Consider the following 15,255-nt stretch of genomic DNA (forward strand, 5'->3'; position numbering starts at 1 on the left):
GTCCATGAGCAAATTTGATTGGAAAGTATTGGATCGTAATTATGAAGATGTAATTTACGAAACATATAATGGCATTGCAAAGATTACTATTAATCGCCCACAGGTACGTAACGCGTTCCGTCCTAAAACTGTTATGGAGTTAATCGATGCTTTCACAGTAGCTCGTGAAGATAACGAAGTAGGCGTAATTGTATTGACTGGTGCAAACCACGGTCAAGGTGAAGATAAAGAGGCATTCTGCTCTGGTGGTGACCAAAGCGTACGCGGCCATGGTGGTTATGTAGGTGAAGATAATGTGCCTCGCTTAAATGTTCTTGATTTGCAACGTTTGATTCGCGTTATCCCAAAACCTGTTATCGCTATGGTTAACGGTTTTGCTATTGGTGGCGGTCATGTATTGCACATCGTATGTGACCTTACCATCGCTTCTGAAAATGCCAAATTTGGCCAAACTGGTCCTCGCGTAGGTTCCTTCGACGCTGGTTATGGTGCAGGTTACTTGGCTCGCATGATCGGTCATAAACGCGCTCGCGAGGTATGGTTCCTTTGCCGTCAATACACAGCTGCTCAAGCCTATGAAATGGGCATGGTTAACTGTGTTGTACCATTCGACAAATTGGAAGAAGAAACAGTTCAATGGTGTAACGAAATACTTGAATTGTCCCCAATGGCATTGCGTATGTTGAAAGGTGCATTCAATGCTGATACTGATGGTCTTGCAGGTTTACAACAATTTGCAGGCGATGCTACATTGATGTACTACACAATCGATGAAGCAAAAGAAGGCCGTGATGCGTTCAAAGAAAAACGTAAACCGAACTTCAAACAATTCCCTAAATTCCCTTAATCGGAATAGATGTACTAGTCTAGTACTAGGGATGGAATGTATTGCAAAAATGACAAGTGCGCCTCTATATGAGGCGCCTTTCTTGTAATATCTCTTTGGTATTGATATTTCGATTGTTATTTACTGGTAATTAGAAATCAGGCTTGGATATGAGGTGAGACGATGGACTGGTTACGTTATGGTGCACAGCACTATCCTGATCGCATATGTATAAATGAATATACCTATAAGGATATATATGGCGGTGTGCTTCATGTGGCTAGTGAATTGCTACCTCTTGAAAGCTCCCGTGTGGCCATTTTATCGGACAACTCTGTGATTATGGCAATCTATGTGTTGGCTGCTATGCTAGCTCATAAAGAGGTACTATTACTTAATGTACATCTTAAGCCTAATGAGATAGAAAACCAATTGAAACAATTAGGTGTTACCACCGTTTTACATAGTCAAGACCGACGGAATCAACTGCCTCATTCAATGTGTGTTATTGAGTTTGAACCTCTAGAAACTATTCTGTCTGACCGAGTTTTAGAAGATACTTTTGATTGGACATTTAATGATACAGGCATTGCAGCTATTATGAACACTAGCGCTACAACAGGTCAGTTTAAATCAGTACCCCTTCGATGGGGGCAAATTAGAGCTCATGTACAAGCGTCTCAAGAGGTGTTAGGTAAAACCGAACAAGATAATTGGCTTATGGTATTACCTCTGTTCCATGTAAGTGGTCTATCTATTTTGATGCGGTCTCTTTACAATGGAACGGCTATCACTATATTGCCTAAATACGATGAGATAAAGGTTTTAGAACTCATTGAAACTGAGAAAATCAATATGATGTCTCTGGTACCCACAATTTTGACTCAATTAGAACCGAAGATTACACATCATACATTACGTGTTATTTTACTAGGTGGCGAGTTCATTCCTATGGCTCTCATCGATGCTTGTGAAAAGAAATCGCTGCCAATTTACAAGACCTATGGCATGACTGAGACCTTTAGTCAAAGTGTGACTTTCTCTGTATTGGATTACCCTCATAAACGAGATTCCGTAGGCAGACCATTACCAGGCATGCAGGTTCGCATTGATAATCCTGATGCGGATGGAGTAGGGGAAATCCATTTGACAGGGCCCATGGTTATGACTGGGTATATTGGCAAGGAGCCGATTGATGGTGATCTTAATACCGATGATATTGGTTATGTCGATGAAGATGGGTTCGTATATATTTTGAATCGTCGCAAGGATCTCATCATTTCTGGTGGTGAAAATATTTATCCTAAGGAGCTAGAGGACCTAGTTTATACATTGCCAGAAGTGAAGGAATGTGCTGTTGTACCTGTATCTGATCCTAAATGGGGCCAAGTACCAGCACTCTTTGTGGCTTTTCACGATGGTGAAAGCATGACGTCTGATGAGATTTTATCCTTTATGACTAAATCTTTGGCGAAGTATAAAATTCCAAAATATGTAAAAATTTTACCTGCATTGCCTCGTAATGGCACAGGTAAAATTGTGCGTAATGAACTACATTTAGAAGATTGAGGCGCTTATGAATGATATTTTAAACTTTAAAAGTATAACTACATATCGCCTTAAACTACCGATGAAGTTTAATTTTAAGACTGCTAAGGGCGAGGTAAAGGAACGGGAGACCATTGTTATCCGAATCGAGGACCAACAAGGTTATGTAGGTTATGGTGAGTGTGTGGCTTTCACAGACCCATTCTATACGGCGGAAACTGTAGATACATGTTGGAAAAAATTGGTGGATGATTATATATTTAATCTCCGCTTGATGCGGCCTAAGCCGCTTATGACCTATGTACGTCAGCTGCAATTCTGGCTCAATCGAGATCATATGCCGATGACCATTGCTGCTGTAGAGAATGCCCTTATCAATCTTCATTGTGAGAGACTGGGTGTGAATTCCGTTTCTTATATTATGGGACAGCCCTTACAAGATACCATTGAAAGTGGTATTGTTATCGGGGACGTACCAATAGAACAATTATTAGATACAGTAGAAGCTCATGTGGCGAATGGTTGTAAGCGCATCAAGTTAAAGGTGAATCCTACAGATGGCTACGACCGGGCGGCCTTAGTACGTAAGCATTACCCCGATTTAGTCTTGGCAGCTGATGCTAATCAAAGCTATTCTTATGATGATATTGATAAGGTCCGTCAATTTAATGATTTGAAACTAGCCTGTATAGAAGAGCCTTTTGCTATAACAACGCTTCAATCCTATAAGGAGTGGAAGTGGGAACGCCTTAATAACGATGATTGGCATATTGAAACGCCTATCTGTTTAGATGAATCTATATTAGGCTATGATGATTTGTCCTATGCTATTGAATATGGTTTGATTGATGTACTTAATGTAAAAGTAGGCCGCATGGGTGGTCTCGTACCTACTAAGGCAGCTATTAATCTTTGTAGAGAATGCCATATTCCGTATTGGGTGGGGAGCATGGTAGAGTCGGGTATTTCGAAAATGTTGCACGCTCAACTAGCGGCTCTAGGTGATTCCTATATGGCAGGAGATTTATCTGATTCTAATAGATATTTTGAACGAGATCTCATCTATCCAGATTTAACCTTTAAGGATGGCGTTATGCACGTTCCTGATGGAGATGGACTAGGTGTAACTGTTTTTGATGATAGACTAAAAGCGTATTGTGTGGAGAAACGAACACTATGAATTTAATAGAATCCTTACAAATTGAAGCACCTCGTATGACGAGCGATACTACATGCTTTGCAAAAATGAACTTAGGAGAATTCCACAAACAGCCTCAAGGCTATTTAAACGGTGGAGCCACCTTGGCATTTGCTGAAATCATTTCCGGCATGATGAGTAACGAACTCATTGGACCGGATAAATTTGGCGTAGGTCAATCCATTACGGCTAACCACTTGCGCCCTGTACGATGTGAAGGGGCCTTAACAGCTCACGGCACATTACTGGTAAAAGGGAAAACATCCCATGTGTGGCGCTTTGATATGATGGACGATGCAGAGCGACTTATTTCCCAAGTAACCGTAACACTGGCTATTGTGGACTTTGATCGGTAATAGAATAGGTAATAAGCAATAGATAATAGGCAATGATAAAAGGACAGTACATACTATTTTAGTATCTACTGTCCTTTTTAGATTTTGTATAAATTAATAGTTACTTATTATTTATTACTTTTTATTTGCTATTTACGAGTCACTGTATATAAGTCTTCCATGTCTGGAATATCGTAAATAACCCATGTGCCATCACCTAAGTGACGCATCAAAACACGTATATCTTTTGTCATATTTCTTTTGTTGTTTTGGATTGTTACTGTTACGGTAGCTGTATCTCCATCGTCTTCAGATTTGATATTTTTAACCTCTACATCATGCGCTTTGAAGAGACGGCCATCCACAAGGCGATCGACCATGGACATGTTGTCATCACTTTGAGCCGTATTATTAGTGTCTGTTGTAGTTGGCTGAGATTTAAAGCTATCTGGATCTTCAATATATTTTCGCATCACATCTTCAATTAAAGATGGACCAAATGTTTTAGCTGCTGCAATAGTAGCTTTGCCAAATGGATTGGATGTATCTATATATTTATTGCCTTCCCGTTCTAATATATTTTTTACAATAGATTTCGTATCTATATGGCGTAAGGCTTCATCTGCATCTTTATCTTGTACGGCTTGATGGATAATTTTTAGCGTATAAGCTGGTGTGTGGGGAATGTACCACATGAAATACCACGCTGCTGCTAAGGCACCAACAATAGCAATAATTAAGATGGTTATAAGTGATTTTGATTTCATTGTATTGCTCCAAAGTATTCTATATTACATTCTTATTATTTATATAATATATATTTATTTTATCATAGTCAAAGGTCCTTCACTATAATTATTAATTAGTGATACTTAAAATAATAGAACTTTCAAATATATGCACTAATAGACTATAAAGAATATATATGCTGTAAAGTGGATAAGATATATTATTGCTTTAGCTGGATAAAGGATATATAATAAAAGTATCTTTCATGAAACTTTCATATAAAAGAGGGGTAGATTATGGTTAGTAAAAGGGTTATTATCAAATCTTTAGTATGCACGGCATTGACTTGTAGCTTTGCTACATACGCATTAGCAGCAGATAAAGATAATGGGGAAACAGTTCAATCAAGCTGGATGGATCGTACGGATATAGGTATTGGTTTCAAAGGGACTCAGGAAGATTCTTATCATGATTATGCAATGCCTAATAAACAAATGACCGATAATAATCTAAGCTATGATTCACGATTTCATTACCGGAATCATAACTCTAAGCAGAAAATGAACTCAAAGTATTTTATAGAAACATTACAACCCATAAAACAATATGGTAAAGATGGAAAATCCGTGGTGTTTGTACAAGGTCGCTTAGATGGTAATGGTGGCGAAAAAGTTTCCACTACTACATATTGGAATGGGTCGGACGCAGATTTTGGAAGAATTGTCGGTCAAGATACTTATATTGATAAAGGTGAAGTAGTAGAACATGATACGCTTGGTGTTGTCGGTACTGCTGGTGTTGGCTATCGTCGCCTTAGTACACATGAGCATGCCTACGTCGGTGCCAATGTATTCTATGACTATGCTTTTAAGAATAAATTTTCTCGTGTTAGTGCAGGCTTAGAATATGTAGCTGGTCTAAATACGATTAGTGTCAATGTATACCATGGACTATCAGAAAAAAAGGTGGGGCCTTATGACATTAACACACCTTTGCGTCAAGTACCACGGGCAATAGATTTTCATGATAGCTTAAGTTCACCACCTGATGGTATTCGAAGAACACCTCGATATTCTTATGAACATGTATTGGATGGCTTTGATATACGGTATACACGAGATTATAAGAATGCCCGTTGGCTATCTAGTTATGTGGAAGGATATCATTGGAAAACAAAAGCACCAGGAGAACATCCAGCAGAGATGTTCTATATTGACCAACATAAGTGGCAATCCATACATGGGCTAAAGGTAGGCGCTAAAATGAATGTGACGCCTCATATCTCTGTAGATTTAGGAATTGGTAAAAGCAATATTAGTTCTGTAGAACCTTATGTATCTGTTATGTATACTTTAGGTAAGTCTAGATATGCGTACTTTGGTGGTAAACATAGTGAAAATGTGATGACTTCGGCACGTTCTAAGATGTTTGATAAGGTTAAACGCAGTGATATGAAGGTTGAGTATTACTGGGAACAAGACTTGCGTGACGGTCCTTGGGATCATTTATAATTAATATCATATCTGTAGAAATACTATATAATAATTAATTTAGTATAGTTATATGTGAATCGGCACCTAAAGTTCCCTTGTAGAATTTTAGGTGCCAATTTTATTTCTGTAATTTGGGGATATAATCTGGAGTATATTGAAGTATACTAAAGTATACTGAATATAAATGGCTATTATATACGATTTTTGATGTATAATTCTTATTTCTATATATTTTGGAGAAATTCATCAAAAAATTAGAAAAAAGTACTTGCATTATATTAGTGGCTCATGTTAATATATACGAGTAGTCAACGAGAGTTGATACGCGGCCCCGTGGTGTAGCGGTTAACATGTCGCCCTGTCACGGCGAAGATCGTCAGTTCAAATCTGATCGGGGTCGCCATTTTTTTTTACAAAAAAAACGTGCCTCGGTAGCTCAGTTGGTAGAGCAACGGACTGAAAATCCGTGTGTCGACAGTTCGATTCTGTCCTGAGGCACCATTTGTATTCCATGCGGTTGTGGTGGAATGGCAGACACGCCATCTTGAGGGGGTGGTGAGCGTACGCTCGTGAGGGTTCAAGTCCCTCCAACCGCACCAAAATATAAGGACCTACAGTTTACTGTAGGTCCTTTTTGCTATAACATATAAAGTTGTAGGTGTATATAGGAGAGAGAAATGAATAAGAAATATTTTGTACTAATGCTGCTTTCACTAGCAATATCTAGTCAGTTTAGTTTAGCTGCAACAGTGGATGGGATAAACCAAAATACTAGTGCTGAACTGAAAAATAATACAAAGTCAAAACAGTCTGTACAAACTAAAGCCCCTGTGAAATTAGATTTTGTTGAGATTATTCCTGGTGCATTTAAAGCTGTTATAAGGGATAAATCTATAAATCCAAAAAAGCTTTCGATTGAAGATGAAATTACATTAGAACGGAAGGAGAAGGAGCACGCTTCTCAGCGATTAAAAATATCAGAAAAAACTGATTTTGGTAGTGAATACAAAACGTTTGATCCACTTTATAATGATAAGGATGAACAAGCACTAAAAGAAATTAAAAACTATAATACTGAATCAACACGTAATCAAGGTTATTTTATTGGTGGTCGAGATAAACCTTTACGCATCGTGAGCCCATATATGAAAAAGATTGGTCAAGGAGAGATTAAGCTAACAAATCCCATTAATACTAAAGATTATAGGACGCGTGCTGAGCGGGATAAAGCAAATGAAAAGGTAATTCGAGAGTATTTAGATAAAAATAAAGGGCATGATTTATTTACCGTTCGCTCTAAACAGGAAATAAAAGAGTCACTAGAGAGCCTTTTGAAACCTATAGAATTAATTGAGTATCCTATCAATAATCCAAAAGATTATAAAAGGATGCCTAAGATTCCAGGTTTCCCAAAAAATATGCCAAGTTTTGCAAAAAATATTCATATGCATAGTAATCCAGGCTTTTTACAAGGTAGGGCTTATGTACAATTTGCATTTGGAGGCACACCGGAACAATTAAAGCCATATATTGATGAAGCACGTTCTAACTCTAAAGTGGTTATTTTAAAATCTGATATATCCAATGTGTATGTTAAACAATTTATTGACTCTAATATGGCTTATGCAGATTCTCTATATGCATTAATTCCAAGGTCGATACTGACTGTAAAGAATACAACTGTGCCGATGGGTAAATTTATACAAGAGCGACAAGACCATCCAATTGATAAATCTGTAGATGAAATATATGAGTTGGAAAATCAAGTACTAGCAGAATTCAATAAGGTACAGATTCCAGATGAAGACAATAGTGCAAAGTATAAGAGATATTTTGAAACTCGTAAACGAATACAGGACGCTCGAGATGCATTAAAGCCTAAACAAGATTATGAAAATAAGCATTCCAAAGATAAAGTGTATCCAACTTATACTGAAAAAGAAAATCGAAAGCTTCAGCAACAATATTTGCATAGATTGTCATTTAATGAAGATTCAGTAGAAATACCTGATAATTATGTATTATATGTATTTGATTTTGGTGGCAGTTGGAATCATCCCTATTCTTTAGGCGCTGCAGTCAGTCCAGATAGAAACTATATCATTTATTTCTGCCAACAAGGTTGATTATAAAACAATAAAAGGTAGCAACATATATATTGCTACCTTTTTTGTTATATCCATCTAGGCAGAACTTTATATTATGTGTACAATCATAGTAATTAATAATATATATTGTTTTGGGAATGAGAGTGTTTTATGAAATTTAACTATGGCGATACATTGCGTATCCGAAATGAGTTATATACGATCCTAGGCAAAATTCGTTACATTGATACTCATTGGAGAATTTGGTATAAGTATAAGCTGGTTAAACATAAGAATAATGCTGAGTTTTGGATCAGTTGGAATGAAAAACATGATGTATATCAGTTTACAAAGTTATGTGGCAAAGTAATACCATCTGATATGAACGTAGTTCATCGAAGTTATCAGATGGCAATAGGTACAAGAGGGGATATAGATACAGATATAGATATTGGTGCTTTCTCTCGTTATGAAGAGTATGAAGATGATAATGGCACTCATATACTTACTATTGAAAAACGGGTTCATACGACAGAGTATTCCAAAGGCGTTTATGTTGATAAGGAATATGTGTCTCTTGAAAGCAATGCAGAGATAACTAAGCCTATTCTAGATAAAATGGATACTGTTAAGAAGGTGAGATTCATAGGGCCCATAATTTGGTTTTTGGCAAATTTCTTTAAGAATAAATAAAAGGTAGCAACAATATATGTTGCTACCTTTTGGTTTGCTCTAGAATTTAGTTGTTAGCTGTTTGCTTCAGCTGGTTGTAATTGTTCAAGTTCTGCTTCTTTAGCATCTAATTCTTTTGCGCCAAAGTGTGCAAGTACACAGAATGTAATGCAAAGAACACATGCTACTAATAAGAGGTAGAAACCTGCATTCCAACCAAATTTATCTGCTAAAACACCGAATAGCGTTGTACCAAGGTTGGCACCTACGATGTAACTCATGAAGCCACGAAGACCAACGGCAGAGCCTACAGCGAATGGAGGTACAATATCCATAGTTTGTACAGATGCTAAGAATTGAGGAATGTAGATTAAGCAACCTACGACAGCAGCAAAGAATGTAACCCACAAGAGGGATTCACTTTGCCAATAGCCAAAGATACAGAAGAAGATAATACTTACTGCAATGATTGCTGGTGGCATACGATAACCTTTAAAGAATTTATCGGAAATATAACCTGCAAAAATTGTAGAAGGAATGGCTGCCCATTCAAAGAATAAGAATGCGATAGACATTTCTGCTTTAGAGAAGCCTTTCACTTGTAATAAGTAAATAGGCAACCATGTAAGCATACCGAAACGAATCATGTAAACGAATGTATCAACTAGAGACACATACCAGGCATTTTTATTTTTTAATACATATTGTACAAAAATTTGTCTTGTGCTTAGGTGTGGTGCTTCTGCACTTCTATGTGCTTTATGAGCTGTATCGGCAATGATTTCACTAGTTGGTGGTAAGCCTTCTCGTTCTGGACTTTCTTTAATCAAGAAGCAAATAAGAATAGCTACTACAATTGCAATAATTGCAGGAATGCCATAGCTGCCTAATTGCCAGTGATCAGTAGTGGTGAAGTATAACGCAGCAGCTACGATTGGTGCTACGATACCGCCACCAAGATTATGGGAGATATTCCAAATTGCCCCAAAGCGACCACGTTCTTGTTTTGGATACCATTTAGCAAGTGTGATGAAGGATGGGCCTACACCAAAGCCTTGGAAGAAACCATTAAGAACTACTAATACTAAGAAGAAAGCGAGGCTGTCGGCAAAGCTCATAAAGATATTGATAATTGCACAGCAAATAAGACCGAAAGCCATAAATTTTGCAGGACTTGCTTTGTCAGCCAGACTACTCATGAAGCCTTTACTTAGACCGTAGGCGATAAGCATACCACTAGATAGCAAACCGATTTCCGTTTTGCTCATGTGTAAGATATCTGATAAAAAATGAGTTGATAAGGCAAAGTTGTTACGAACGATATAGTACGCAGCGTAACCAATAAATACACCGGCTAGAGATTGAAATCTATATTTGTAATATAAATTCATAATCATATTCTGAGGAACCGATGGTTTTGCCTCTTTTGGTTGTAGAAATGAAAACATAGTTATTACCTTTCTTTCATAATAACCAAATTCTAGTGCACTGCTAATAGTACCATTTATAGATGATTTATGTAAATGATTAATGCTACTAAATTAAGCGTTAAAGCCATAAAATTAATTGATATATGGTTATTTTACAGAAAAATATTATTTATATGTATATAGTAGGCTTAGGATATAGTAACATGCGGTAGATACACTACATTCTATAGGCTTTGAAATTTATTGTAATGACGATTTATATTTTGGTATAATTATACTCATGCTGAATAGTTCTTAATTATTCTTATTTTAAGGAGATTGTATATGAAAGGTTTTACTAAACGTGCTATACTCGCTGCTTGTGTTGGTGCAGCCATGCTTATTACTGTAGGTTGTGGTTCTAATCAAAGCTCTCAATCTACTCAATTGACATATAATGGTTCCTCCACATTGGCACCAGTTATTTCTAAAATCGCTACAGATTTTACAGAAAAGAATAAAACTTGGAATCATGCGGATAGCTCTTTGCCAGATAAAGATATTACTATTTATGTATCTTCTGGTGGTTCTGGCACAGGCATTAAAGCGGTTATCGATGGCACTGCGGACTTCGGTTTAGTAGCTCGTGAAGTGAAAGACAGCGAAAAAGCAAAAATCAAAGATTACAATGAAATTAAAGTAGGTATTGATGCCTTAACAATTGCCGTAAATCCTGAAAATCCTTTATATGCTATAAAAGATAATCTTACTAAAGAAGAAATTATTAAAATCTTCTCTGGTGAGTACAAAACTTGGAATCAAGTAAATCCTTCCTTGCCTAATCAAGAAATCATCGTAGTAACACGTGACCTTGGTGGCGGTGCTCATGAAGTATTCCAACAAAAAATCATGGGTTCTGTAGAAGTAACTAAAGACGCTATTCAAGCGCCATCCATGGGTGCTCTTGTAACTAAAGTTAAAGAAAATCCATATGCTATTGGTTACGCATCTTATGGCATGTTGGGTCAAAACAAAGGCCAAATCGTTGCCTTCAAAGTTAATGGTGTAGCACCAACAGATGAAACGATTACGGATGGTTCTTACATGATTCAACGTCCACTTCTTATCGTAGGTAAAGGTAATATGGGCGGTGTAGCAGACGCTTTCACAAAATACTTGAAGTCTGAAGAAGGCCGTAAAGTTATTCATAAAATGGGCTTTGTTCCTGTAAACTAATCAGATAGAATAAAAGCAAGGCTACGGCCTTGCTTTTTTCTTATGAAAGGAGAGTCTATGCATTTATCAGATCGTTTTACATCTGGCATAGTACCGATTATGGCGGTATCTGTTCTCGTCTTATATATAGGGCTTGTACTCTATATGGCGATAGAGGCGTGGCCCGCTTTGATACATATGTCTTGGACGGATATTGTAACCGGTACAGTCTGGAAGCCTATGGCACAAAGTCCTGTATTAGGTCTGGCCTATATTATTTCTGCTAGCCTCTATGTATCTCTGTTATCTTTGATATGGGCGTTGCCCTTGGGGATTGGTACCTCTGTAGGTTTGAGTCTAGGTGTATCACCACGTATTCGCCAATTTTGTTTATCCACTATAGATATGATTGCCGGTATACCTTCTGTTATTGTTGGTTTTATCGGTCTTGCCGTAGTGGTTCCGGCCATTCAATCGATGTTTTCTTTGTCTACCGGTGAGTCTATTTTATCGGCTAGTCTTGTATTAGCTTTTATGATTTTGCCTTATATTGTGACTCACTGTACGGAATCTATCGAAACCTATCGTCAGCGCTATGAAGAAACGGCTTTGGGCCTTGGTATATCGCCGTGGCATACCATGAAAGCTATCGTACTACCTAGTGCAAAAAGTTCGATCATCCTTAGTTCTGTGCTAGCCTTCTCCCGTGCTATGGGAGAGACCATGGCCGTTATGATGGTTGTCGGTAATGCTCCCATCTTGCCTAATTTGCTGGGTAAGGCTGAGCCAATTCCATCTCTTATTGCGCTTGAAATGGGTAGTGTAGAGTATAATAGCTTGCATTATAGCGGTTTATATGTAGCAGCTTTAATATTGCTAATCATTTTGATACTGACTAATGTTCTAGTCTATATGTATTCTTGGAAAACTAGAAAGGATGGTCATCATGAAGTTATCTAATCTTGCATTAGCTACTTGGGCTTATGGCAGTCTAGTCCTAGTTATGGCAATACTCATCGATGCTTGTGCCTACATTGTGTATCATGGTGGACCGTTAATAACTGTTGATTTTCTCTGGCTCTACCCAGCAGGCATGCCTCTCGGTGTAGAAGGAGGCATATTCCCTGCCATAATCGGTAGTATTTTAGAGGGCTTATTAACGGCTTATATGGCGGCTATTGTAAGTGTTCCTTGTGCCCTTTACATGGTATATGGCAATATTTCTCGTTGGAAATCAGAATGCTTTTTATTCACTCTACGCTGTATGTCCGGATTACCATCTGTATTGATTGGCTTGTTCGGTTATAGTGTGCTGATTTTATATTTAGGTATCGATAAAAGCTTATTATCTGCGTCGATTACGTTAACGGTAATGGTTATACCTTTTATTACGTTGCGCCTTGTGAAAGTATTCCACGAGTTTCCTCGTGAAACTTATGAGGCGGCTCTCAATATGGGGCTTTCACCAAGTTATATATGGATGCATATGGTCATACCGAGTGCCATGCGCGACGGATTGAGCGCTATAGCCCTTGGATCGGCCTATGCGATGGGGGCCACTGCACCGATTATGTATACTGGTGCCGTATTATATACTAGGTCTATACCGAATATAACGGATCCATTTATGGCCTTGCCATATCATTTGTACATTTTGGTAAACGAAGGTTATTCAGTAGATTTAGCCTATGCTACAGCCTTTGTATTGATGGTAATATTACTTTGTATTAATATCATTTGTCGTTGGATAGGAGGGCGGTCTTGATGAGCATCATATTAGATATTAAAGATATAGAGGTGTCCATTGGTGAGCATCCTATTTTGCAACACATAACCTTGCCTATTACAGAACATGCTATTACTGCTATTATTGGGCCGTCTGGTTGTGGTAAAAGTACATTGTTAGCTACACTTAACGGTAGCTTACAGGCACCGAAAAAAGTCACTAATGGACAAATTATTTACGATGGCCTATCGGTAGACTCAATGGATCCCCAAATGTTACGTCGCCAAATCGGTCTCATCGGACAACAACCGACCGTATTTCCTGGTACCATTGAAGATAATATGGTATTTGCTCTAAATTATTATAAAGAGTTATCCTCTGCAGACAGAAAGGCTAAAGCGGTACAATGTTTAGAGCAGGCTGGATTATATAGGGAAATTAATGGTGACATGAAGCGCTTGGCAAGTTCTTTATCTGGTGGTCAACAACAGCGACTGTGTATTGCGCGAAGCTTGACCGTAGATCCTCGAGTAATGCTCTTTGATGAGCCGTGCTCTGCCCTTGATATAAAAAACAGCGTGCATATTGAGGCATTGCTAACTGAGTTAAAAGTAAAACAAACGATTGTCATTGTTACGCATAATTTACAACAAGCTAGACGCATTGCAGACTACACTGTCTTTATGAATGATGGCCGAGTTGTAGAGTGTGGCGCTACAGCGCAAATATTCTCTGATCCACAACAAGAATTAACTCGTGATTACTTGGCTTTTGGCGGATAATCTTGAAAAGTTCACATTCATATAAATAAAGATAAAATTTTTATAAACTGTTGACATGTTTCGTTTAAAATTGTATATTATAGGTGACATACTGGCGTGTCGTTAAAGGGACTGTGAGAGAGTTTAGCCAGACTGACATACGATATAGTTCGAGAGTAACTATATACATAAAAAGGCATGCCGCTGAGAGACGAGAGAAGGGTGGTGTGTCTTTTTTGTATGTAAAATACGATGTAGCTTGCTTTTTTACAATCTAATAAGCAATGTAGATTATCAATATTATAAATATAAAATTTTATTAAAATAATAACGCTCAGGAGTTTAAAATATAGACTAAGACCTCCTTATGTAATACAATGTATTACATAAGGAGGTGCTTTATATGGCAAATATTTCAGTCCGTCTAAATGAACAAGAAGAAGAGTTATTTAAAACCTATGCTGAGTTTATGGATGAAACACTTTCTACCCTCTTTAAGAAGGCTTTACTAGAAAAGATTGAAGACGAATTTGATCTTAAGGTAGGACAAAAAGCATTAGTAGAATACGAGCAAGATCCAGTTACCTATTCTGTAGCGGAAATGCGTGCAAAATATGGCTTATAAACTTGAGTTTTCTAAACGGTTTGACAAGCAATTTTCTGAATTAGATAAATCAACGCAACGTTATCTTTTTAATTGGCTCATAAAGAATGTAGATAATGTAGAGAACCCTAGGTACTCAGGAAAATCATTGACAGGTAATAAGACAGGGCTTTGGCGTTATCGCATTGGTAATTATAGAGTGATAGCTGATATTAATGACGGTAGATGTGTTATTTTAGCCTTAGAAGTGGGGCACCGAAAAGACATTTACAAATAGAGGATATATTATGAAATACTTACGTCGTGAACTTAATCAAGTGGAAAAAGAATACTTAAAACAATTTGGACAAGACTCGTTGAACCGTGTTGTTCTACACGATCCAGATACGAAGGATAAACAAGAAGTACAAGATACCATTGATATCCTAAAAGAAGCTATGGCAAAAAATAAACCTCTAGAACAAGTTCCAGAGGATATGTGGAAACTTATTGAGTTTTAAAGTATGGCCGTTAATCCAGAGCAAACTAGAGTAATTTATTTCCTCCATACAGTACAATAAAAATAAAACAAAACAAAACTAAACTAAAGGCACATTGTTAAATGAATACTTTTCCTAATATAAGGAGAAATTCAATAACAATGTGCCTTTAT

16 protein-coding genes and 3 tRNA genes are annotated in these 15,255 nt (G+C 37.4%); 17 read left to right on the top strand and 2 right to left on the bottom strand.

Going from position 1 to position 15,255, the window contains the following annotated elements; genetic code table 11:
• Nucleotides 1-4 precede the first annotated feature (4 nt).
• From menB to MOQ65_RS08155, 4 genes are all read left to right on the top strand, one after another.
• The gene (menB, locus tag MOQ65_RS08140) at nucleotides 5-847 is read left to right on the top strand and encodes a 1,4-dihydroxy-2-naphthoyl-CoA synthase (RefSeq protein ID WP_005387880.1); all 843 of its coding nucleotides are present in this window, start codon (nucleotides 5-7) and stop codon (nucleotides 845-847) included.
• Nucleotides 848-1,009: 162 nt separating this feature from the next.
• Nucleotides 1,010-2,395, top strand: a complete 1,386-nt coding sequence (gene menE / locus MOQ65_RS08145; protein ID WP_257847247.1) for an o-succinylbenzoate--CoA ligase — start codon at nucleotides 1,010-1,012, stop codon at nucleotides 2,393-2,395.
• 7 nt (nucleotides 2,396-2,402) lie between these two features.
• The gene (menC, locus tag MOQ65_RS08150; protein ID WP_257847248.1) at nucleotides 2,403-3,554 is read left to right on the top strand and encodes an o-succinylbenzoate synthase; all 1,152 of its coding nucleotides are present in this window, start codon (nucleotides 2,403-2,405) and stop codon (nucleotides 3,552-3,554) included.
• Nucleotides 3,551-3,928 carry a PaaI family thioesterase gene (locus tag MOQ65_RS08155; protein ID WP_257847249.1) on the top strand — a complete coding sequence of 126 codons (378 nt, stop codon included), beginning with the start codon at nucleotides 3,551-3,553 and terminating at the stop codon, nucleotides 3,926-3,928. Before menC ends, MOQ65_RS08155 begins: the two co-directional genes overlap by 4 nt.
• A gap of 128 nt (nucleotides 3,929-4,056) precedes the next feature.
• Here the strand turns inward: MOQ65_RS08155 and MOQ65_RS08160 are convergent, their stop codons facing one another.
• A complete protein-coding gene (locus MOQ65_RS08160; protein ID WP_024064969.1) occupies nucleotides 4,057-4,674 on the bottom strand; it encodes a hypothetical protein in 618 nt (205 codons plus the stop codon).
• Between the two features lie 258 nt (nucleotides 4,675-4,932).
• Between MOQ65_RS08160 and MOQ65_RS08165 the strand changes: the two genes are divergently transcribed.
• The 6 genes from MOQ65_RS08165 to MOQ65_RS08190 all read left to right on the top strand — a co-directional run bounded on the left by MOQ65_RS08165 (nucleotide 4,933) and on the right by MOQ65_RS08190 (nucleotide 8,909).
• The gene (locus MOQ65_RS08165) at nucleotides 4,933-6,147 is read left to right on the top strand and encodes an inverse autotransporter beta domain-containing protein (protein ID WP_257847250.1); all 1,215 of its coding nucleotides are present in this window, start codon (nucleotides 4,933-4,935) and stop codon (nucleotides 6,145-6,147) included.
• Between the two features lie 309 nt (nucleotides 6,148-6,456).
• Nucleotides 6,457-6,532: transfer RNA gene (locus MOQ65_RS08170), tRNA-Asp, on the top strand.
• A 22-nt stretch (nucleotides 6,533-6,554) separates the two neighbouring features.
• Nucleotides 6,555-6,630: transfer RNA gene (locus MOQ65_RS08175), tRNA-Phe, on the top strand.
• Between the two features lie 12 nt (nucleotides 6,631-6,642).
• Nucleotides 6,643-6,728 (top strand) — tRNA-Leu (locus tag MOQ65_RS08180).
• Between the two features lie 78 nt (nucleotides 6,729-6,806).
• The gene (locus tag MOQ65_RS08185; protein WP_257847251.1) at nucleotides 6,807-8,255 is read left to right on the top strand and encodes a hypothetical protein; all 1,449 of its coding nucleotides are present in this window, start codon (nucleotides 6,807-6,809) and stop codon (nucleotides 8,253-8,255) included.
• Nucleotides 8,256-8,387: 132 nt separating this feature from the next.
• Nucleotides 8,388-8,909 carry a DUF4178 domain-containing protein gene (locus tag MOQ65_RS08190; RefSeq protein ID WP_024064431.1) on the top strand — a complete coding sequence of 174 codons (522 nt, stop codon included), beginning with the start codon at nucleotides 8,388-8,390 and terminating at the stop codon, nucleotides 8,907-8,909.
• Between the two features lie 53 nt (nucleotides 8,910-8,962).
• Here MOQ65_RS08190 and pgtP read toward each other — a convergent pair whose 3' ends face one another.
• Nucleotides 8,963-10,336: a phosphoglycerate transporter PgtP gene (pgtP, locus tag MOQ65_RS08195; RefSeq protein WP_156719608.1), complete on the bottom strand. Its 1,374-nt coding sequence runs from the start codon at nucleotides 10,334-10,336 to the stop codon at nucleotides 8,963-8,965.
• Between the two features lie 306 nt (nucleotides 10,337-10,642).
• On the opposite strand from pgtP, the gene MOQ65_RS08200 reads away from it, so the two are divergent.
• The 7 genes from MOQ65_RS08200 to MOQ65_RS08230 all read left to right on the top strand — a co-directional run bounded on the left by MOQ65_RS08200 (nucleotide 10,643) and on the right by MOQ65_RS08230 (nucleotide 15,103).
• Nucleotides 10,643-11,533, top strand: coding sequence for a phosphate ABC transporter substrate-binding protein (locus MOQ65_RS08200; RefSeq protein WP_257847252.1), 891 nt, complete (start codon nucleotides 10,643-10,645; stop codon nucleotides 11,531-11,533).
• Between the two features lie 57 nt (nucleotides 11,534-11,590).
• Nucleotides 11,591-12,472, top strand: a complete 882-nt coding sequence (gene pstC / locus MOQ65_RS08205; protein WP_257847253.1) for a phosphate ABC transporter permease subunit PstC — start codon at nucleotides 11,591-11,593, stop codon at nucleotides 12,470-12,472.
• Nucleotides 12,459-13,277, top strand: coding sequence for a PstA family ABC transporter permease (locus MOQ65_RS08210; protein ID WP_257847254.1), 819 nt, complete (start codon nucleotides 12,459-12,461; stop codon nucleotides 13,275-13,277). Before pstC ends, MOQ65_RS08210 begins: the two co-directional genes overlap by 14 nt.
• Complete coding sequence (locus MOQ65_RS08215; protein WP_257847255.1) at nucleotides 13,277-14,020, top strand: phosphate ABC transporter ATP-binding protein; 744 nt, start codon at nucleotides 13,277-13,279, stop codon at nucleotides 14,018-14,020. Before MOQ65_RS08210 ends, MOQ65_RS08215 begins: the two co-directional genes overlap by 1 nt.
• Before the next feature lie 382 nt (nucleotides 14,021-14,402).
• Nucleotides 14,403-14,624: a type II toxin-antitoxin system RelB family antitoxin gene (gene relB / locus MOQ65_RS08220; RefSeq protein WP_257847256.1), complete on the top strand. Its 222-nt coding sequence runs from the start codon at nucleotides 14,403-14,405 to the stop codon at nucleotides 14,622-14,624.
• On the top strand, nucleotides 14,614-14,880 hold the full coding sequence (locus MOQ65_RS08225) for a type II toxin-antitoxin system RelE family toxin (protein ID WP_257847257.1): 267 nt from the start codon (nucleotides 14,614-14,616) through the stop codon (nucleotides 14,878-14,880). Before relB ends, MOQ65_RS08225 begins: the two co-directional genes overlap by 11 nt.
• Before the next feature lie 10 nt (nucleotides 14,881-14,890).
• On the top strand, nucleotides 14,891-15,103 hold the full coding sequence (locus tag MOQ65_RS08230) for a hypothetical protein (protein ID WP_009352194.1): 213 nt from the start codon (nucleotides 14,891-14,893) through the stop codon (nucleotides 15,101-15,103).
• The last annotated feature ends 152 nt before the right edge of the window (nucleotides 15,104-15,255 follow it).

The sequence above is a fragment of the Veillonella faecalis genome, assembly GCF_024677885.1.
In the GTDB taxonomy this organism is placed as follows: Bacteria; Bacillota; Negativicutes; order Veillonellales; family Veillonellaceae; genus Veillonella; species Veillonella nakazawae.